19 protein-coding genes and 2 pseudogenes are annotated in these 19,278 nt (G+C 62.2%); 9 read left to right on the top strand and 12 right to left on the bottom strand.

Translation table 11 applies throughout. The features are described from left to right. Positions 1–34: 34 nt before the first annotated feature. The gene (locus QN224_RS01155; protein WP_283975223.1) at positions 35–925 is read left to right on the top strand and encodes a LysR family transcriptional regulator; all 891 of its coding nucleotides are present in this window, start codon (positions 35–37) and stop codon (positions 923–925) included. A gap of 96 nt (positions 926–1,021) precedes the next feature. On the opposite strand, the gene QN224_RS01160 is transcribed toward QN224_RS01155, so the two are convergent. After that, a complete protein-coding gene (locus QN224_RS01160) occupies positions 1,022–1,513 on the bottom strand; it encodes a ferritin-like domain-containing protein (protein WP_173511223.1) in 492 nt (163 codons plus the stop codon). A 209-nt stretch (positions 1,514–1,722) separates the two neighbouring features. Here QN224_RS01160 and QN224_RS01165 point away from each other — a divergent pair, with 209 nt between their 5' ends. Next, positions 1,723–2,493, top strand: a complete 771-nt coding sequence (locus tag QN224_RS01165; RefSeq protein ID WP_283975224.1) for an SDR family oxidoreductase — start codon at positions 1,723–1,725, stop codon at positions 2,491–2,493. Positions 2,494–2,554: 61 nt separating this feature from the next. Next, a pseudogene (locus QN224_RS01170) lies at positions 2,555–3,180 on the top strand (hypothetical protein). A gap of 96 nt (positions 3,181–3,276) precedes the next feature. Here the strand turns inward: QN224_RS01170 and QN224_RS01175 are convergent. Continuing rightward, positions 3,277–4,227 (bottom strand): aldo/keto reductase, encoded by a 951-nt coding sequence (locus tag QN224_RS01175; protein WP_283975225.1) that lies wholly within the window; start codon positions 4,225–4,227, stop codon positions 3,277–3,279. A 289-nt stretch (positions 4,228–4,516) separates the two neighbouring features. Here QN224_RS01175 and QN224_RS01180 point away from each other — a divergent pair, with 289 nt between their 5' ends. Then, positions 4,517–5,503, top strand: coding sequence for a Gfo/Idh/MocA family oxidoreductase (locus tag QN224_RS01180; protein WP_283975226.1), 987 nt, complete (start codon positions 4,517–4,519; stop codon positions 5,501–5,503). Positions 5,504–5,660: 157 nt separating this feature from the next. Continuing rightward, positions 5,661–6,438, top strand: a pseudogene (locus tag QN224_RS01185) (helix-turn-helix domain-containing protein). Between the two features lie 36 nt (positions 6,439–6,474). Here the strand turns inward: QN224_RS01185 and QN224_RS01190 are convergent. From QN224_RS01190 to QN224_RS01200, 3 genes are all read right to left on the bottom strand, one after another. Next, positions 6,475–6,840, bottom strand: coding sequence for a transporter (locus QN224_RS01190; RefSeq protein WP_283975227.1), 366 nt, complete (start codon positions 6,838–6,840; stop codon positions 6,475–6,477). Positions 6,841–6,849: 9 nt separating this feature from the next. Further along, positions 6,850–7,545, bottom strand: coding sequence for a class I SAM-dependent methyltransferase (locus QN224_RS01195; RefSeq protein ID WP_283975228.1), 696 nt, complete (start codon positions 7,543–7,545; stop codon positions 6,850–6,852). A gap of 152 nt (positions 7,546–7,697) precedes the next feature. After that, positions 7,698–8,654, bottom strand: a complete 957-nt coding sequence (locus QN224_RS01200) for a glycosyltransferase (protein ID WP_283975229.1) — start codon at positions 8,652–8,654, stop codon at positions 7,698–7,700. Positions 8,655–9,016: 362 nt separating this feature from the next. On the opposite strand from QN224_RS01200, the gene QN224_RS01205 reads away from it, so the two are divergent. The 3 genes from QN224_RS01205 (at position 9,017) to QN224_RS01215 (ending at position 13,089) form a co-directional block, all read left to right on the top strand. Further along, positions 9,017–10,756 carry a hypothetical protein gene (locus QN224_RS01205; protein WP_283975230.1) on the top strand — a complete coding sequence of 580 codons (1,740 nt, stop codon included), beginning with the start codon at positions 9,017–9,019 and terminating at the stop codon, positions 10,754–10,756. Positions 10,757–10,833: 77 nt separating this feature from the next. Next, positions 10,834–12,432, top strand: coding sequence for an exodeoxyribonuclease VII large subunit (gene xseA, locus QN224_RS01210; RefSeq protein WP_283975231.1), 1,599 nt, complete (start codon positions 10,834–10,836; stop codon positions 12,430–12,432). Between the two features lie 66 nt (positions 12,433–12,498). Then, positions 12,499–13,089, top strand: coding sequence for an NAD(P)H-dependent oxidoreductase (locus QN224_RS01215; protein WP_283975232.1), 591 nt, complete (start codon positions 12,499–12,501; stop codon positions 13,087–13,089). 58 nt (positions 13,090–13,147) lie between these two features. On the opposite strand, the gene QN224_RS01220 is transcribed toward QN224_RS01215, so the two are convergent. Then, positions 13,148–13,645 carry a MarR family transcriptional regulator gene (locus QN224_RS01220; RefSeq protein ID WP_283976077.1) on the bottom strand — a complete coding sequence of 166 codons (498 nt, stop codon included), beginning with the start codon at positions 13,643–13,645 and terminating at the stop codon, positions 13,148–13,150. A 138-nt stretch (positions 13,646–13,783) separates the two neighbouring features. On the opposite strand from QN224_RS01220, the gene QN224_RS01225 reads away from it, so the two are divergent. Next, complete coding sequence (locus tag QN224_RS01225) at positions 13,784–14,644, top strand: EamA family transporter (protein WP_283975233.1); 861 nt, start codon at positions 13,784–13,786, stop codon at positions 14,642–14,644. Here the strand turns inward: QN224_RS01225 and QN224_RS01230 are convergent. The 6 genes from QN224_RS01230 to QN224_RS01255 form a co-directional block, all read right to left on the bottom strand. Then, a complete protein-coding gene (locus QN224_RS01230; protein WP_283975234.1) occupies positions 14,623–15,432 on the bottom strand; it encodes a pyrroline-5-carboxylate reductase dimerization domain-containing protein in 810 nt (269 codons plus the stop codon). The genes QN224_RS01225 and QN224_RS01230 overlap by 22 nt on opposite strands. Next, the gene (locus QN224_RS01235; protein WP_283975235.1) at positions 15,423–16,679 is read right to left on the bottom strand and encodes an aminopeptidase; all 1,257 of its coding nucleotides are present in this window, start codon (positions 16,677–16,679) and stop codon (positions 15,423–15,425) included. The genes QN224_RS01230 and QN224_RS01235 overlap by 10 nt, the downstream gene beginning before the upstream one ends. A 278-nt stretch (positions 16,680–16,957) precedes the next feature. Then, positions 16,958–17,644 carry a glutathione S-transferase family protein gene (locus tag QN224_RS01240; RefSeq protein WP_283975236.1) on the bottom strand — a complete coding sequence of 229 codons (687 nt, stop codon included), beginning with the start codon at positions 17,642–17,644 and terminating at the stop codon, positions 16,958–16,960. Positions 17,645–17,731: 87 nt separating this feature from the next. Next, positions 17,732–18,205: a Cys-tRNA(Pro) deacylase gene (gene ybaK / locus QN224_RS01245; RefSeq protein ID WP_283975237.1), complete on the bottom strand. Its 474-nt coding sequence runs from the start codon at positions 18,203–18,205 to the stop codon at positions 17,732–17,734. Positions 18,206–18,215: 10 nt separating this feature from the next. Continuing rightward, entirely contained in the window at positions 18,216–18,566 is a 351-nt protein-coding gene (locus tag QN224_RS01250; protein WP_283975238.1) for an ArsC family reductase, read from the bottom strand. Between the two features lie 66 nt (positions 18,567–18,632). Further along, positions 18,633–19,265 carry a YitT family protein gene (locus QN224_RS01255; protein WP_283975239.1) on the bottom strand — a complete coding sequence of 211 codons (633 nt, stop codon included), beginning with the start codon at positions 19,263–19,265 and terminating at the stop codon, positions 18,633–18,635. Positions 19,266–19,278: the final 13 nt, after the last annotated feature.

Here is a 19,278-nt window from a genome sequence, read left to right on the forward strand (position 1 = left end):
TCAATTCTCACGGGTTGTTCTATCATTTCGATCAATGAACCGGACCCAGCTTTCTCAACTCGCCGTCCTGTCCGCCGTCGCCGCGCACGGCAGCTTCCGCGCCGCCGCCAAGGAACTCGGTGTCGCTCCGTCCGCCGTCAGCCATGCGGTCGCCAGCCTCGAGGCAAGCCTGGGTGTGCGATTGCTTTCGCGCACCACCCGCAGCGTCGCGCCGACCGAAGAGGGGCGGCGGCTCCTGGAGCGGTTGCGCCCCGCGCTCGAGGAAATCGCCCACGCGCTGGAAGCCGCGGCGGAGGCGCGCGAGCGACCGGCGGGAAACCTGCGCATTACCGCGCCGCGCTTTGCCGCCGATCTCATCCTTGCGCCCCGGCTGGGGGCGTTTCTGGATCGCTATCCCGACATTGTGCTGGAAATCGCCAACGAAGACGGCTTCACCGATATTGTCGAAGAGGGTTATGACGCGGGCATCAGACTTGGCGAGAGCCTGGAGGCCGACATGATCGCCGTGAGGGTCGGTCCGGACCTCACAAGCGCCGTGGTGGCGGCGCCATCCTATTTCGAACGCCACGGTAGGCCTGCCCACCCGCGCGATCTTGCCGGACACCGCTGCATTCGCCGTCGCTTTTCGAACGGCACGCTCTATCGTTGGGAATTCGAAAAGGAGGGCGAGGAGATAACGGTGTCGGTGGCTGGCCCCCTGATCCTCGGCGAGGATCGGCCGATCATCAAGGCCGCGCTTGGTGGCGCGGGGCTTGCCTATCTCTTCGAGTCGCGCGTGAGCGAGGATATCGCGGCGGGGCGATTGGAGCGCGTGCTCGAAGATTGGTGCGCGCCCTATGCCGGCCCCTACCTCTATTATCCAAGCCGTCGCCAGATGCGCCCGGCGCTGAGAGCCTTCATCGATTTCTTCCGGCATGTGGAGTAAGGCGGCCGGCCGAGAGAGACCGGCCGCCGCTCAAGCAATTCCAGAAACGCGTGCACCGGCGTTCCGCCCGGAACTGCGCAGTGTCGAAGAGTTAGATCACGCGGCTTTCTTGTTCGCTTGCGCCATGGCTATTTTCGTCAGGTCCTCGTCGGTGACGATTTCTTCCTTAAGCGTAGCGTCGAGAAGCGAAACTGCATCCTTCAACCCGATTGTCTTAGCCCAGGTCTTCAGGGTGCCGTAGCGCGATATCTCGTAGTGCTCGACAGCCTGGGCGGCGGAGATGAGGCCGGCGTCAAGCGCGGGAGTGCCCTTGAACTCGTCCATGATCTCTTCGCCTTCGGCGATGATGCCCTCGATTGCCTCGCAGGTTTTGCCCTGTGCGCGTTTGCCGATCATGTCGAAGACCTGCTGCAGCCGCTCCACATGGGTTTCCGTCTGTTCCTTGTGCTTCTCGAAAGCGGCCTTGAGTTCCGGTGCCTGTGCGCCGCGTGCCATCTTTGGAAGCGCCTTGAGGATCTTCCGCTCGGCGTAATAGATGTCTTTCAGGGTATCATGGAAGAGATCGTCCAGTGTCTTTTCCTTGGCCATATTTCGGCATCCTTTCCGGTGGTGGTTTTTGATAGCGCCAACGAAACACTGTCGAACCGTGTTTGTTCCGGGCAGGCAGACTTACCGCGTAGATGTGTTCCTCACGTCGAATATCCGGAGAGACCGGCTTTCTCACAGTCTCGGGAATCGGGTGGCCGCCTGGCGCCGGATCTGGGATTCCTTTGCCGCTATCGAGAAAGGAATCCATGATGCCAAGACTTGAAGGAAAGGTCGCGATCATAACCGGGGCGAGTTCCGGTATCGGCCGCGCCGCCGCCGTACTTTTTGCCCGTGAGGGCGCAAAGCTTGTCGTTAACGCGCGGCGCGAGCATGAACTTGCGCTGCTCGCTCGGCAAATTGCCGACGAGGGCGGGGAGGCCGCGACCCTCGCCGGCGATGTCCGTGACGAAGCCCTGAACAAGGCGCTTGTCGATCTGGCGATCCGCCGCTTCGGTGGCTTGGATGTCGCATTCAACAATGCCGGGGCGCTGGGTGCGATGGGCGAACTCCCATCGCTCTCCGTCGAGGACTGGCGAGAGACGCTCGACACGAACCTGACGAGTGCTTTCCTTGCAGCCAAGCACCAGCTACCGGCGATGGTTGCCCGTGGCGGCGGCTCGCTCGTGTTCACGTCGAGCTTCGTTGGACACACGGCAGGTTTTCCCGGCATCGCCGCCTATGCGGCGAGCAAGGCTGGTCTTGTCGGCCTGACGCAGTCGTTGGCGGTCGAATTCGGAGCGCGAGGAGTTCGCGTCAATGCACTGCTGCCGGGCGGGACCGATACGCCGTCCAACCATGCGAACCTGCCGGGGGCTGCTCCGGAAACGCGAGGCTTCATCGAGGGCTTGCACGCGCTGAAACGGATGGGCCGGCCGGAGGAGATCGCCGAAGCCGCGCTCTATCTGGCGTCCGACGCTGCGAGCTTCGTCACCGGAGCGGCGCTGCTCGTCGACGGTGGCGCCTCGATAAACCGGACCTGATCTTGCAATCATGCCGCGCATGGGCACAGTGCTGTCTCGCGATGAAAGGGAGGAGTCGAGCATGCGGAAACCCGGATCGATGAAATCGCTCGAAGATCTCGGCCGTGTCCGGCTCTCGCAAAACTTCTTCCTGCGGGATTTCCTGCATTCGGAGATTGCCGATTTCTATGGCATTCCGAACATCCCGGACGATCCGGATCTTGCCATCGAGGCGGGGAGGAAGCTCTGCGAGGAACTGCTTGAGCCGCTGCAGGCGACCTTTGGTCGCCTGCACATTCGTTCGGCCTATCGGAACCGGGCGATCAACGCCTTCGGTAACGCCAACAAGCTCAATTGTTAACCAACGCGGCAACTGCCGCCGACCACATATGGGACATGCGCGATGCCGATGGATGCATGGGCGCTACCGCTTGCATCGTCATTCCGTGGGTTTGGGATCGGGAGCGTGACGGCGGCGGCTGGCAGAGCCTTGCCTGGTGGATCCACGACCACTTGCCTTATGCGTCGCTCTGCTTCTTTCCAAAACTCTGGGCCTTCAACATACAGTGGCACGAGAGGCCGCGCCGGACGATTAGAAGCTATGCCGAGCCGCGCGGGCTGCTGACGAAGCCGGGCATGGCCAACCACGGGGGCAGTCACGCGCATCTCTATCCAGGGTTTCCGCCGGTCGCACCGGTGACGTCGTAATCCTCTCGCCTCACCCCTTCGCCTTGTAGGAGGATTGGGAACGGGCTTTCTCCTCCGCCGTCCCACGATCCCGACCGCTAGGTGTCGTTCGCTTCGCTACGCGCTCACGTCGTTCAGTTTGCCGATCGCCTCCTCGGAAAGCTTGAGCTCTGCCGATTTTACGAGGCTTGCCAGTTGATCGAGATTGGTTGCGCTGGCGATCGGCGCGGTCACGCCTTCGCGCGCGATGATCCAGGCAAGCGCGATTTCGGTCTGTTTCGCCCCGGTTTCCTCGGCGATTTCGTCCAGGACACCGAGAATGCGCATGCCGCGCCCGTCGAGATATTTTTCAACGCCACCGCCGCGGGCCGAGCCTTCGAGATCCTTGTGCGAGCGGTATTTTCCGGAAAGGAAGCCCCTTGCCAGGCTGAAATAGGTGATCACGCCGATATCCTCCGCGATTGAGAGATCGCGCAACGGGCCGTCATAGGAGGCCCGGTCATAAAGATTGTATTCCGGCTGGAGCACGTCGTAGCGCGGCAGTCCCTTTGTCGCCGAGACGTCGAGAGCATCGCGCAATTGCGCGGCGTCGAGGTTCGATGCGCCGATGGCGCGAACCTTGCCCTCAGCGAGAAGCATGTCATAGGCGGCAAGCGTTTCTTCGTACGGCGTCTCCGGATCCGGCCAGTGCGAGAGGTACAGATCGATATGGTCCGTCTGCAGGCGACGGAGTGAATCCTCGACCGCCTGCATGATCCAGCGCCGCGAAAGGCCTTTCCGGTCCGGCCCCAGTTCGGACCCGACCTTGGTGACGATGACGGCCTCGTCGCGCGCATGTGCTGACTGCTTCAGCCATTTGCCGATGATCGTTTCGGATTCTCCGCCCTTGTTTCCGGGCGCCCACGACGAATAGACATCCGCCGTGTCGACGGCGTTGAAGCCGGCTTCGAAGAATGCATCGAGCAAGGCGAAGGATGTCTTCTCATCCGCTGTCCAGCCAAAGACGTTGCCGCCGAAAACGAGCGGCGCAATCGAAAGGCCGCTGCGGCCAAGTCTGCGCTTTTCCATGGTTTCGCTCCACAAGGTTGGATGAAAGCAAGTTTGCGATCGGGAGGATTGCGGGCTGAAAGATAAGTCACCACGGCGCAGAATGACACCTGCCAGAGCACGATGATTTTGGGTCGGGGCCGACGAAAATCATAAACGTGATCGATTTTAATCGGTTAGCGCGGGAATGCGGGCGGAAACCGCGCGCACTTCTCCTCATCCGGCGCCGGGGCGGTTTTTCCGCGCATCGCATGGTTGCTAGGTACGTACCTCGGGGCTAGTGTCGGCGCAGCCAAGAAGGAGTCTATCCATGCTGCGTTTCGGAATTCTGTCGACGGCCAAGATCGGCCGTGAACTTGTCGGGCCTGCCATTCAGGACGCGGAAAACTGTGTCGTCACGGCAATCGCCAGCCGCGATCTCGCCAAGGCGAGGGCGATGGCCGACCGCTTTTCCGTGCCGCATGCGTTCGGGTCCTACGAGGAAATGCTGGCAGCCGATGTGATCGACGCCGTCTACATTCCGCTGCCGACTTCGCAGCACGTGGAATGGACCATCAAGGCCGCCGATGCCGGCAAGCACGTACTCTGCGAAAAGCCGATCGCGCTAAAGGCGGAGGAGATCGACACGCTGATCGCGGCGCGCGACCGCAACAAGGTGCTGGTTTCGGAAGCTTTCATGGTGACCTACAGCCCGGTGTGGCGGAAGGTGCGCTCGCTCCTTGCCGAGGGGGCGATCGGCAAGCTCCGGCATGTCCAGGGGGCGTTCACCTATTACAATCGCGATCCCGGCAACATGCGCAACGTCCCGGAACTCGGCGGCGGCGGCCTGCCGGATATCGGCGTCTATCCGACGATCACGACCCGTTTCGTCACCGGCAAGGAACCGCTTCGCGTTCAGGCCACTACCGACCGTGACCCCGAATTCGGCACCGACATCTATTCGAGCGTGCGCGCCGACTTCGGCGATTTCGAGCTGGGCTTCTACATATCGACCCAGCTTGCCGCCCGCCAGGTCATGGTCTTCCACGGCGACGACGGCTACATCGAGGTGAAATCGCCCTTCAATGCGGACCGGTACGGCCGCGAGGAAGTGGAACTGACCAACCAGAACCACGCCCAGTCGCAACTCTTCCGTTTCCAGGATGCGCGCCAATACAAGCTCGAGGCCGAGGCCTTCTCGCGCGCGGCACTCGGTCAGCCTGAGGAAGTGGTGACACTTGAGAACTCGCGCCTCAACCAAAGGTTCATCGACGCTATCTACCGCGCGAGCGAAAAGGATGGCTGGGAAGCGATCTGACACGAAGACATTAGCCGGCGAATGATGGCCCGCTTTGAGCGGGCCATTTGCCGGAAGCGTTCCACGCAACGGCTGATCATGGACCCAATTACCTCCGAAGTAATGGATTTTGCGCTTCCATCGGGCCAATCTGTCGGCGCAACGGAGGAAAGGGTTCATGGAATTCGGCCGTCACCTGAAGGAATGGCGCGGGCATCGCCGCATGAGCCAGCTTGATCTCGCCGTCGCCGCGGGAATTTCGGCGCGCCACCTTTCCTTCCTGGAAACCGGCCGCTCGAAACCCTCCGAGGGGATGATCCTCCGGCTGGCGTCGGTGCTCGATATCCCAGCTCGGGACCAGGGCATGCTCTTTACTGCGGCCGGTTACCGGCCGCCGGTGGCGACGCGCCCTGCCACCGCGCTTGACGCGATGCCTGCCGCCGTCGCAAGCGCGATCCGTCTGATGCTCGATCGCCATGCTCCCTATCCCGGCCTTGTCTTTGACCATGAATATACCGTCCTGCTTAGCAGCCCCGCCTTTGCCGCGCTCGCGGAGGCCGCAGAGATTCCCTCAACCCCGGCCAGAACTTCCTCGACGCCTTCCTCGGATCGGAGAGCATACGCACGCTCGTCATCAACTGGGAGGCGGCCGCCGCGGACTTGGTGCAGAGGGTGCGCATGGAGGCATGGCTGCAGGGGCCGCGTAGCCCTTGCAAAGACGGCTGGAGCGGCTTGTGGCCGATCCGGCGGTCGCCCGGGCAATCGAGAACTATCCTGAGACCGACCGGCTGCCGGTGCTGCCGATCGAACTGCGGCTCGGCGCGACCGAATTGCGCTTCATCACGACGCTTTCAACCTTCGGCTCCACACAGGACGCGCTGGTGGAGGGTGTCCTGATCGAATCCTTCTTTCCGGCCGACGACCCAACGCGACGCTTCTTCGAGCAGCAGGGCTGATGATCGGCGAAGCCAGGATGCGTTTCCCGGCGCGAGTCAGGAATTTATGACGATCATGCCGCCGATGATGAGCGCCGCGCCGGCGGCATACCGATTGGTAAGGGTCTCGCCGAGAAAAAAGGCGGCAAACAGCGGTACGAAGCAGAATGTCAGCGCCATGAAGGAATAGGCGAGCGTCAGCGGCACGGATCTCAAGGTGAAGATCCAGATGATCGTACCGAGGCCATAGAGGGCCAGCGCCGTGAGAAGTATTGGATTCGACACAAGCGCCGCCAGGCTCCGAAAGTCGAAGCCGCCTGTTTCGGCGCTTGTCAGCTTGAACAGGATCTGCCCGGTCGAAATCAGGATCGGTGTGAAGATCAGGCCGAACCAGACGGCCGGCGCGAGATTGAAAGCGGTCATTCCCCCGCCTCACGCCTTGTCTTCGCGATAGAAAATGTCGCGCCCGATGTCGACGCACTCATGTCGCTCGGGCACCGGATGCATCGCCCGCAGGAAAGAATGCGTATAGGGGAAGAAGTTGAAATGTGGGTTGAACGTATAGCGGTATTCCCGCTCGCGCGGCACGACGATGATCACCCGCTGCCGTGCGATGCGCCGGAGCTCCGATATCGCTCGGCGATAGTCGAGGATATGCTCGATCACGTGGGTGCAGACGACCGTATCGAACTCTCCATCTGAAAACGGCAGTTCCTCGATCTTGGCGGCAACATATTCGACGCTGTCGATGGCCGAGGCATCGTCGATGGCGAAATCAACGCCGGAAAGCCGCTCGAGCGTCGGATTGGCGCTTCTGATCCGCTTGATGAGGGCGCCGGTTCCGCAGCCGACGTCGCAGACGCTGGTACCGCGGATCTCCGCCGTGATCTTGCGGATGCAGGCCTCGGAATTGTCGGTCCCTTCATGCACGCGCGGATGCTGCCGGTAGAGCTGTTCGTACTCCGCGGCCGAGAGGAAGGGCGCCCGTTCGCGAAAGCGCGCGAGATGGGCGATATGGTCGCCCCAGGCAAGACTCGCCATCCCTTTGAAGACGCGGGAATCGCGCAGGATGGGAGGAATGACGTCTTCGATGACGAAGCGTATGCGGTTTGTCGTCTCCCGGTTCATCGGCAATTCTCCCAAGGTTCACGCGACGGTCCTCCTGGAGCGTCCTGCATTCAAGTGGCATCCCTGCGAACAGAAAGATGCTCTGGATTTAAGTTCCTAGAGCGTGCTTTGCGAACGCGCGGCACTCTGGCGCGTCGTTTCGGCTGCGCGGTCTAGGACGCCGGCGATGCCTCCCTTTCGCGCATCGCCCGCCGGCCAACCGTCATGTAGTGCACGCGCAATTGTTCCATCCGCACGCGCGCGACAGAGTCGAGAATGAGGCCGACCGTGAAGAGCATGATCGAGATTAGCAGCAGCACCAACGAGAAAACCCAGGTTGGCATGCGTGGAACGAGCCCCGTTTCAAAATATTCGATGAGTACGGGTGTCATGAACAGGAGACTCGACGCAAGGAACGCCGCGCCGATCAGGCCGAAGAAGGTGAAGGGGCGCGTCGCCTTTATCAGCAGGACGAACATCCAGAGTATCCTCACTCCATCTTTCACGGTCGAGAGCTTCGAGTGCGATCCCTGGGGCCGCCGGCCATAATCGAGTTCGAGCTCGCAGACTGGCAACTTCAGCCGCGATGCATGGACCGACATTTCCGTTTCGATTTCGAATCCGTCGGAGAGGGCGGGAAAGCTCTTCACGAACCGTCGAGAAAAGGCCCGGTAGCCGGAGAAGATATCGCTGAAATCCGTACCGAAGATCGAACGGTAGAGACGATTGAATATGCGGTTGCCGAAGGCGTGCCCCTGACGTCCTGCCTCTATCCGGATATGCCTGCGGATTCCGACAACCATGTCCGCCTGCTCTGTCACGAGCGTGCGAATGAGGTCTTCGGCGTCGACGGGCGAATAGGTGCCGTCGCCATCGGCCATGATGTAGATATCGGCATCGATGTCGGCGAACATCCGGCGGACGACGTGGCCTTTTCCTTGCCGGCGCTCTTGCATCACCGTGGCCCCCGCCAGCATTGCCTGTGACGCCGTGCCGTCGATCGAATTGTTGTCGTATACATAGATGCGCGCGGACGGCAGCGCCGCCCTGAAGCCGCGCACCACCTGGCCGATGGTTGCAGCTTCATTGTAGCAAGGCAGAAGGACTGCGACGTCGAGTTGGTCGGGCATGGCTCGATGCTCGGTTGCGGAAATGGCTAATGCTACACAGAATGCGGTTAATAATGCGCTATGGTTGTAGGGAGAGTTGTGGCGCGTCGGGGCGACGCAAGGCAGCGGCAGCCGCTCGCCTGCCGGCTTTACGCTTTCTTGATGGCGACCGAATAAGCTCTTCGCGACCGGATTGGGGGCACGCGGAAGTGGCGGCATCTCTCCACTCGCCTCTCACTGCCGATCGTCAGAACTATGCTTGTGCTAGCAACAGCAGTCGGATTAGCGACCCTATGACATTACTCGAGTCGGCAGAACACGTACGACCGGCACCACGTCCGCTTTGGTTGCGATTGACCTGGATGGCGCTCGGTTGCGCTCTGGTGACCATCGCTGTTCTCATCGTCAAGATGGGGCAGGCTGCAGACTACGTGGGGGGCGATAACGATGACGTAATGCGGCTTGTCCAGATCCGCGATCTTCTGACAGGGCAAAGCTGGTTCGATCTGACGCAGAGGAGGCTCGGCCTCGACGGCACATTGATGCACTGGTCTCGCCTGATCGACTTTCCGATTGCCGCCCTGATATCTCTTTTCAAACCGATAGTGGGTATGGGCCAGGCTGAGAGGATCGCGCTGGCGATCTGGCCCATGCTGCTGGTGGTGCCGCTGCTTGCTGCCATGGGTCTCGCCGGACGGCGCATCGGCGGGCCGAGATGCATGCATTTCTGCCTTGGTCTGACGGCTATCTTTGCGATGAACGGCAACCGTTTCCAGGCAGGAGCAATCGACCACCACAACGTGCAGATCGTTCTGGTGGCAACGATGGCGGCGATGATGGTCGATCGGCGATACGAGGCAAGGAATTTTGCAATCGCCGGCGCCGCGGCGGCTCTGGCGATAGCCATTGGCGTCGAGACGACGCCTTTTGTCGCCGTAATATGCCTCGTGGTCGCCATTCTCTGGGCTTGGGAGGGGCGGGCTTTTGCCACCTCCGCTGTTGCGTTCGGCGTGACGCTGACGGCAACGGTGAGTGCATCGTTCTTCCTGACCGTACCGCCCCGTCTCTATGGCGCCGTGACCTGCGACAATCTTTCGATTGCGTTTTTTTCCCTCTCGGCGGCGGGCGGGATATTGCTCGCCCTAACGGCGAAACTTGCAAGCAGCCTGAACCGGCCGCGACGCCTTGCTTCACTAGGCATGAGCGGCGGGGTCACCACAGGCATCCTCCTGGCTGTTGCACCTGAGTGTCTGCGAAATCCACTCGCCGGCCTCGATCCATTGGTTCGCGAACTATGGTTGAATGGTGTTGTCGAAGCGCAATCATTTTTGGCGATTGCACGGCAAAACCCCGCCGCTCTTGGGGGCTTCTATTTCACCGGCTTCTTCGCCGTCACGATCTGTGTGTGGCGCATCTGGCGCGGCGACCGGACGGCTCTGCACCTCATTCTGTTGGCGTTGGTCGCCGTCAACTGGTGCATCGCTCTAGTGCAGGTCCGCGGCACGGTCTTTTCGAGTCTGGTCGCTATCGTGCCGATTTCGCTTCTGCTCGTCGACCTACGGTCGCGTTCGGAGAGGAGCGCCCGAAAGGTGCGTGCATCGCTCATATATGTCATTGCCATTCTCGCCTCCGTTCCGATGGTTTGGACGTTGGCGGGCGAACTGGCAGTCAACGGCATGAAGGTATTTGCCGCCAACGGGCAGAAGAGCGCCGGCCACTGCTATTCGTCGGCGGCTATGGCGGATCTGCAGAAGATCGAACCCGCGACCCTTGTTGTCGATCCGTCGAACATGGGCGCTTCGATCCTGCGGTTCACCGAGCATCGCGCCTTGAGCGCGCCCTATCACAGAAATTCGCAAGGCATGTTGGCGGAACTCCGGATCGGATTGGCGACGCCGGATGAGGCGGCGCGGATGCTGAAGGCATTGGGCGACCCCTTGCTGGCCTTCTGTGCCGACGATCCGCAGACGCGGATGATCACAAAACGGGCGCCCGAGGGGCTTTATGGTCGTCTCTCCTCGGGAGAAGTACCGGATTTCCTTGAATCATTGCCGGTCACGGCGGAAACGGGCGTAAAACTCTTCCGGCTCAAGGCGGATGTTCTACCCCAAGTCGCAGAATAATCCGCGATTGACAGAAAAATGGTAGATAGCGGCGCGCGGCTGCTGATCTTCGGGGCGCCGTCGGTTACAAAGGTCGCATGAACTCGTTCTTCGATTCCGCTTCGCCGTCCAATCTCGCCGAATATTCGGTCTCGGAACTTTCCGGCTCGATCAAACGCACGGTCGAGCAGGCGTTCGATCAGGTTCGCGTGCGCGGCGAGATTTCCGGCTATCGCGGTCCGCACTCCTCGGGCCACGCCTATTTTTCGCTGAAGGATGATCGCGCCCGCATCGACGCGGTCATTTGGAAAGGCGCGTTCTCTCGGCTGAAGTTCCGTCCGGAAGAGGGCATGGAGGTCATCGCGACCGGCAAGGTCACGACCTTCCCAGGCTCGTCCAAATATCAGATCGTCATCGAATCGTTAGAGCCGGCGGGCGCCGGCGCGCTGATGGCGCTCATCGACGAGCGCAAGCGCAAGCTTGCCGCCGAAGGTCTGTTCGACGCCGGGCGCAAGCGGCCGCTGCCCTTCATGCCGAAGGTGATCGGCGTCGTGACCTCGCCGACCGGCGCCGTCATCCGCGACATTCTCCACCGCATTGCGGATCGCTTCCCCGTCCATGTCGTCGTCTGGCCGGTGCGCGTTCAGGGCGACGGCTCCGGTGACGAAGTGGCGGCAGCCATTCAGGGTTTCAATGCGCTGGCGATCGGCGGACCGATCCCGCGTCCGGACGTGCTGATCGTCGCCCGCGGCGGCGGCAGTCTCGAGGACCTCTGGAGTTTCAACGACGAGGTCGTCGTGCGCGCGGCGGCGGCGTCCGATATCCCGCTGATCTCGGCCGTCGGTCACGAGACCGACTGGACCCTGATCGACTATGTCGCCGATCACCGGGCGCCGACGCCGACCGGTGCCGCCGAAATGGCCGTGCCGGTGAAGGCGGACCTCGAAGCGGAGGTGTCGGCGCTGTCGGCGCGATTGAAGGCAGCGGTCGCACGACAGATGGAGAATCGCCGGCAGGAGTTGCGCTCGCTTGCCCGCGCGCTGCCTTCGCTCGATCAGTTGCTGGCGCTGCCGCGCCGTCGTTTCGACGAGGCATCGGCGGGCCTTGGCCGTGGCCTGCAAATGAACACCACCAACAAGCGCCGTGCCTTCGAGCGCACCGCCGCGCATCTCCGGTCGGATCTCTTGACGACGAGGATCAGCGATCGTCGCCGACATCTCTCGGAGGCGATGAACCGTGCCGAACGGATCGTCGAGCGCCAGGTCCATCGTGGCCAGTCGCGTGTCTCCGCCGCCGACGCTTCGCTTCGCGCCCTGCCGTCGCGGCTCATCGGACAGATCCACCGCGCGTCGGATCGCGTCGCAGGCCTTCGCGCACGGTCTGACGCCGCTATCGCCGGCGAGATGCGGAGGCTCAAGGGCGTGCTCGTCGCGCAGGACCGCGTGCTGCAATCACTGTCCTATCGCAACGTGCTCAAGCGCGGCTTCGCGCTGGTGCGCGATGGGGCGGGCCGGCCGGTGAAAGAGGCCGCAGCGGTCGAGCCCGGCATGGCGCTCTCGCTGGAATTCGTCGATGGCAGCGTGTCGGCGGTCGCAGGCGAGGGCGGCGCGCCCCCTTCGCCGCAAGAGCCGAAGAAGCGTTCGCCACGGTCGCCTGAGCCTGCTTCCGGGCCGCCCAAGCAGGGCAGCCTGTTTTGAGCGGGTTGGGAAGAAGTGCCCGCGGTTTTGTGACCGCATCCCGCCGCAGCTATTGGATCGATACCGATGCATATCCTGATGGTGCTCGCCCATCCGCTCGAGGACAGCTTTGCCGCAAGCGTCGCGCGCGTGGCCAGGAAGGCGCTTGAGGGCAGGGGCCATACGGTCGACCTGCTCGACCTCTATCGCGAGGGCTTCGACCCGCGCCTGACTGTTAGGGAGCGCGGCAGCTATTTCCACGAGCACTATGATGCCTCGGATGTCTCGGCGTGGATCGCGCGGATCAAGGCGGCGGACGGGCTGGTGCTCGTGTTTCCGCAATGGTGGTTCAATTTCCCGGCAATCCTCAAGGGCTTCTTCGATCGCGTCTTCGCACCCGGCGTCGCCTTCGATCATGATCCGGCGGGCGGGAGGATTGTCCCGCGGCTCGGCAATATCAAGCTGTTCTGGGCGCTCACCAGCACCGGTTCGCCCTGGTGGGTCGTGCATCTTTACATGGGCAATCCGGTGAAACGACTGCTCAAGCGCGGCATCGCCGCCTTCTGCGGCAAGAGTCTCGACTTCCGCATGATCAGCATGCACGACATGGACCGGGCGACGCAGGCGAAGCGCCAGCGTCATCTCGAACGCGTACGCGCTTTGGTGAGCCGGATCTAGTGCGGAATGAGAAGAAGTGCGCGCGGTTTTTCGGCCGCATCCCGCTCCGGAGGTGATTTCATTCGAATGTCGCCAGGAATTTCCGGAGCAGCGCGTTGAGCGCTTCCCGTTCTGCGGGTTCAAGACCGGCGACCAGGCGCTGCTGATTGGCGACATGGGCCGCCGCCGCTGCGTCAATGCGTTTCAGGCCCTCCGGTGTCAGCGCGATGATCACGCCGCGCCGGTCTTCCGGATTGTCGAGCCGCTCGACGAGGCCGGCCTTCTCGAGTTGGTCGATACGATTGGTCATCGTGCCCGAGGTGACCATGGTTGCCGCAAGTAGTTCGCCGGGGGAAAGCTGAAAGGGGGGGCCAGAGCGCCGGAGCGTCGCCAACACGTCGAAGCTCGCCGATGTCAGGCCGTGATCGCTGAAGACCTTTTCCTGCGCCCCCGCGACATGCGCCCTAACCCGTGCCAGGCGCCCGAGAAGACCCATCGCCGAAACGTCCAGCTCCGGCCGCTCCCGGCGCCACTGCGCCAGGATCTTGTCCACGTGGTCCTTATCGAGCTCTTCCATATCGATCCGCAACAGCGAGGCAGCGCCGAACCTTTTCCGCCCAGTCATATCCGCTCTAATCTCCAGATATCTTGACGTCAAGATAATTGCGGCTAAAATGGCGATATCTTGACGTAAAGATACTTGAGATAAAGAGACATGAACACGCGCAGCTTCGACATTGGCCTCACGGCCGTAGCACCGGCCATATGGGGAAGCACCTATCTGGTCACCACGGAATTCCTGCCATCCGGCTACCCGCTGACGGTTGCGATGCTCAGGGCTCTGCCGGCGGGACTGCTTCTTTTGCTCATCGTCCGGCAAATGCCGAAGCGGAACTGGTGGCTGCGCAGCTTCGTACTCGGCGCGCTCAACTTCTCCTTTTTCCAGGCGATGCTGTTCGTCTCTGCCTACCGTCTTCCCGGTGGCGTCGCCGCGACCGTCGGCGCCATCCAACCACTGATCGTCGTCGTGCTCTCCCGCGTGGTGATCGGTTCGCCGATCAAGGTGCTGAGCGTCGTCGCCGGTATCGCCGGCATGGCCGGCGTTGCCCTTCTGGTGCTGACCCCCGGGGCCGCGCTCGATCCGATCGGGATCGTCGCCGGGCTCGCCGGCGCCGTTTCGATGGCTTTCGGCACGGTGCTCAGCCGTCACTGGGCGCCCCCAGTCTCGCCGCTGACCTTTACTGCCTGGCAACTCGCGGCAGGCGGCTTGCTGCTGGTCCCCGCGGTGCTTCTTTTGGAACCATCCTTGCCGCCGTTAAGTGTCGCGAATGTCGCCGGTTTCGCCTATCTCGGCCTGATCGGCGCCGCCTTCACCTATCTTCTGTGGTTTCGCGGGCTCTCGCGGCTTGAGCCGTCAGCAGTTGCGCCGCTCGGCTTCCTCAGTCCGGTCGTGGCGATCCTGCTCGGCTGGGGCGTGCTCGACCAGCAACTGACAATTGCCCAATCGGCCGGGATCACCGTCGTGCTCGCGAGTGTATGGCTCAGCCAGCGGGCTCAGGTGGTTAGGCGTGCATGACCAGCGGCGGCCTGTTCCGCCGCGGCTCTCAGCCCTTTGGCAATGGGCGTGCGGATATCGGCTGCGGCCATGGTCTCGAGCCCGGCGGCGGTCGTTCCGGCATAGCTGACGAAGGTCTCGACAATTTCGGCCGGCGTTTGCTCGGCCTCGGCGAGAAGCGTGCTGCCGCCGAGAAAGAGCCGCCGGACGGCCCTTTCCGCCGTCGCGGGCGCTATACCGCCGTCGGCGACCGCGCTGCGGATCATCGCATCCGCGAAGGCGGCGAGAAAGGCAGGGCCGGATCCCGTCAGCGCCGTGAAATAGTTCAGCTCCGCCTCGCTGCCTACGCGCAGGGCCTCTCCCGAGGAGGCGAAGAACCGCTCGGTGAAGAGGCAGTCTTCGGCAGTTGCGTCCTGGCTCGCAAACCAGGGTGTGAAGGAAAGTCTTTTCTCCGCGCAGGCATTGGGCATGGCGCGGATCATGCGCCTCGTCCGGAAGCGTGAGGCAAGTTCGGCGCTGGTCACCATCGCCATCACCGAAATGACGAGCTTGCCGGAGAGGTCGAGGCGGATTGCATCGAGGTCCTGAGGTCTGATCGAAAGAAGCACGATGTCGGCCGCAGCGGCCAGCGCGGCATTATCGTTTGTAAAATGAACGCCCGGCCAGGCTTCGAAACCCTCCGCCCTGCCGCTGCGCGAGGAGATGACGAGTGCATCCTCCTGAACGACGCCTTCCGCAAGCGCCGGGCGAAGCAGTGCTCCGCCCAGCCAGCCGGCGCCGCCGATGACGCCGAGTGTCGTCAAGCCCACTCGCCCTTCCGCATGACCGGCACGCGGCTGCCGTCCGCCCGGACGCCGTCGATATCGATCTTGTCCGAGCCGATCATCCAGTCGATGTGGATCAGGCTCGAATTGCCGCCCTGCGCCCGGATCTGTTCCTGGCTGAGGTTGGCGCCATCGAGGAAGCACTTCGAGTAGCATTGGCCGAGCGCGATGTGGCAGGAGGCGTTCTCATCGAAGAGCGTGTTGTAGAAGAGGATGCCGCTCGCCGAGATCGGCGAGGAATGCGGCACCAGCGCCACTTCGCCGAGTCGGCGGGCGCCCTCGTCGGTGTCGAGAACCTTCTTCAGCACTTCCTCGCCGCGCGAAGCCTTGGCTTCGACGATCCGTCCGCCCTCGAACCGCACCTGGATATTGTCGATCAGCGTGCCCTGGTGAGATAGAGGCTTCGTGCTCGATACATGACCTTCGACGCGCAGCGCATGCGGCGTCGTGAACACCTCTTCGGTCGGGATGTTCGGGTTGCAGGTGATGCCGTTCTTGGCGGTCGAGGCGCCGCCATGCCACTCGTGGCCGTCCGCAAGCCCGACGGTCAAGTCGGTACCCGGGCCGGTGAAATGCAGCGCGGCAAAGCGTTCGCCGTTCAGCCATGCGGAGCGCCTGTTGAGGTTGGCATTGTGCTCCTTCCAGGCTGCGATCGGATCATCGACGTCTACGCGCGAGGCCGCGAAGATCGCGTTTGCCAGCTTTTCGACGGCTACCGTTTCGGGATCGTCCGGAAACATTTGCTTCGCCCAGGCCGGGTTCGGATAGGAGATGATGTTCCAGTTGATGTCGAAGTTGGAGATCTTTTCGAGCGCCGGCTTGTAGGCGATCGAGTTCGCCTTGTTCGCCCGCGCGACCTTCGCCGGATCCTGCGCCGAAAGCATCATCGGGTTGTCGCCGGCAATCGCAAGCCGCGCAGCGCCGCCCGCATAGGCTTTCGCCATGCCCTCGTAGAGCCAGTCGCTTGCGCGATCGAAGCTCTCGTCCGGCGCATGGGCGTAACGGGCGAGCGTGCTTTCCTCATCGGAATAGAACGTCGTCACCAGACCCGCGCCGGCCATGTAGGCATGCTTGGTGATGAGGCGCACGAGCGGCAGCGCCGCGATCGGCGCGGTCACCACCAGGTCCTGGCCCCTCTGGAGTTGCAGGCCGACCTTGACGGCGACCTCCGCGAGCTTTTCGAGCTTCACGGGATCGACGGGATTTCTTGCGGATTGAAGGGGGGCGTTCATCGCGGCTCCTGCTGTCCTCTCGCGCCATTTCCCAGGACCGGCGGCAATCGCCGGTGGAAACGAGCGCCTGGCTTACGGTTACCGTCGCCGTCTTGCGCGTCCAGGACGCGCGCGATCGAGCGGCGCGCCCGTTTTAGACCGGTTCAGCCGAAAACAGAAGGCTTTTGCCACTGCATGTTTCCTTGGTCGTAGCCGATTTAAGGATAAAACATGCAGCAGCTGAAAGTGCTACAGCATCATTTGCGCTTGATAAGACGCGCAGCGCTGTAGTCGCCGCGTCACGCGGCGGTGCGCCCGGACCGGAGAAGCGCCGCTTCGTGCTTCCTGAGGAACTCCATCAACCGCTGCGGATAGTCTGCGGTTACCGCGGCCTTCACGCTTGCCCGTGCGGCAAGTGCCTTTCTCCAGGCGGTAACGCGCGGCAGTCCGTCGAAGATGCCCATGTCTGATATCGTGTCGAACACATCGAAATAGCGGAAGATCGGCGCGAAAACGGCATCGACCAGACTGAAATCGGGGCCCGCAAAAAATGGGCCGTCGCCGAGTTCTGCCTCGATTGTCGCGAATTTAGCCTTGAGCACGCCTCGTTTGGCTTCCAGCGTCTCGGTGTCCTGGGTGGTTTCATAGACCCAGAGATCGGAAAGAATGGCCGAGCCGAACTCCATCCAGCCGCGATGGCGCGCCCGTGTCAGCGGGTCGGCCGGGTGCAGTTTCGGTCCCGGCTGAGTCTCTTCCAGATATTCGCAGATGACCGAGCTTTCGAAGAGGATCGCTTCACTCCCATCCTGGGGAATTCGGAGAAGGGGGACCTTGCCGAGCGGCGAGATTTTCAGAAACCAGTCGGGCTTGTTGGCGAGATCGATATAGACACGTTCGAACGGTACGCCTTTTTCGGAGAGCGCTATCGCGGCGCGCTGAACATAGGGGCAGAGGTGGTGGCTGATCAGGGTCAGTGGCGCGGTCATCGATAATCTCCCTGCTGAGTCATGTAGATGCAATTGCATATATAATGTCCTGCTGGACCTGTCAATATGTATGCAGTTGCATCTATGTCAGGCAATCAAAGGAGCGACGATCGCCTTCAGCGCCGCCTGCGCATCCTTCGGCGCAAGCCGCACCTGCAGCCCCCGCTGACCGCCGTTGATGTAGACCAGCGCTTCGCCAAGCGCTGCTTCCTCGATCGCGGTCGGAACGTTCTTTCTCTGGCCGAAGGGACTGATGCCGCCAACATGATAACCGGTCAAACGCTCGGCCTCGGCGGGCTTCATCATGTTCGCCGACTTGCCGCCGAACGCGGCTGCCAGTTTTTTCATGCTGACTTCCCTGTCGGAAGGTACGATGCAGCAGACCGGCTTGCCGTCCACTTCTGCCATCAGCGTCTTCAGCACACGGGAAGGATCCTCTCCAAGCGCCTCGGCCGCATGAAGGCCGACGCGCTCGGCACCGGGATCGTAGTCGTAGCTGTGCACGGTGAACGAAACGCCGGCTTTTGCGAGCGTCTGAGTGGCGCGGGTCGTCTTGGACATGGCGTGCCTCTTATGCGCCGAAGCGAGCTTCGTAGAGTTCCGGCTTGAAACCGATCAGCAGATTGCCATCGGTATCGAGCACCGGGCGCTTGATCATCGACGGCTGCGTCAGCATCAGCGCGATGGCCTTTTCCGCCGTCATGTCCTGCTTGTCGGCTTCGGGCAGATTGCGGAAGGTCGTGCCCGACCGATTGAGCACCGTCTCCCAACCGAATTCGTCGCACCAGCGCTTGAGATGCGCATGATCGATTCCCTCGGCCTTGTAGTCGTGGAACCTGTAGGCGACGCCGCGGCCTTCGAGCCAGCTACGTGCCTTCTTCATCGTATCGCAGTTCTTGATGCCGTAGATCGTAACCGTCATTGCCAGCTCCAGCGTTATCGGCCAGACACATAGCCCGACACGCTTTGCGAGAAAAGCCGTTGCGCCTCAAGTCACTCCGGCGTAGCGCCCGGGCTTGTGGTTGATCGCGAGTATCATGTTGACGACGGCAGCACCGATGATCGAGAGCAGGAGGTTGGCCGGCGGCAGCACGAAGACAGCGGCCGCAAGGATCGACAGATCGACGGCAAACTGGAAATAGCCGGCGCGGATTCCCCACTTCTCCTGCAGGTAGATCGCCAGGATATTGATGCCACCGAGACCGGTGCGGTGGCGGAAGAGAACGAGTAACCCCATGCCCATCAACCCGCCGCCGACAACGGCGGCGTAGACCGGATCGATCCGCGCGAACTCCACCCACTGAGCCGTCAGCCGGGAAAAGAGCGAGACGAGGCTGACGGCGAGGAAAGTGCGCAAGGCGAACGGCCACCCGAGCCGCCGGACGGCGAGAACGTAGAAGGGTAGGTTAACGAGCGAGAAGACCAGCCAGAACCCGGCTCCGGTTGCGTATTGCAGCAGCAGGGCGAGGCCGGCGGTACTGCCGGTCAGAAGCGCCGCCTTGCTGTAGATCACGACGCCCAGCGAAACGATAAGCGTGCCGGTGAGGATCGCGAGCCCATCCTCATAGAGCCTGTGACGTTCCCCTGGCGCGTCGATGCTGACCTCTACCTCGACCTTCATTTCTCCGCCGCCT

Origin of the sequence: Sinorhizobium sp. 7-81, from assembly GCF_030124405.1 — a bacterium.
GTDB classification, from domain to species: Bacteria; Pseudomonadota; Alphaproteobacteria; order Rhizobiales; family Rhizobiaceae; genus Sinorhizobium; species Sinorhizobium psoraleae.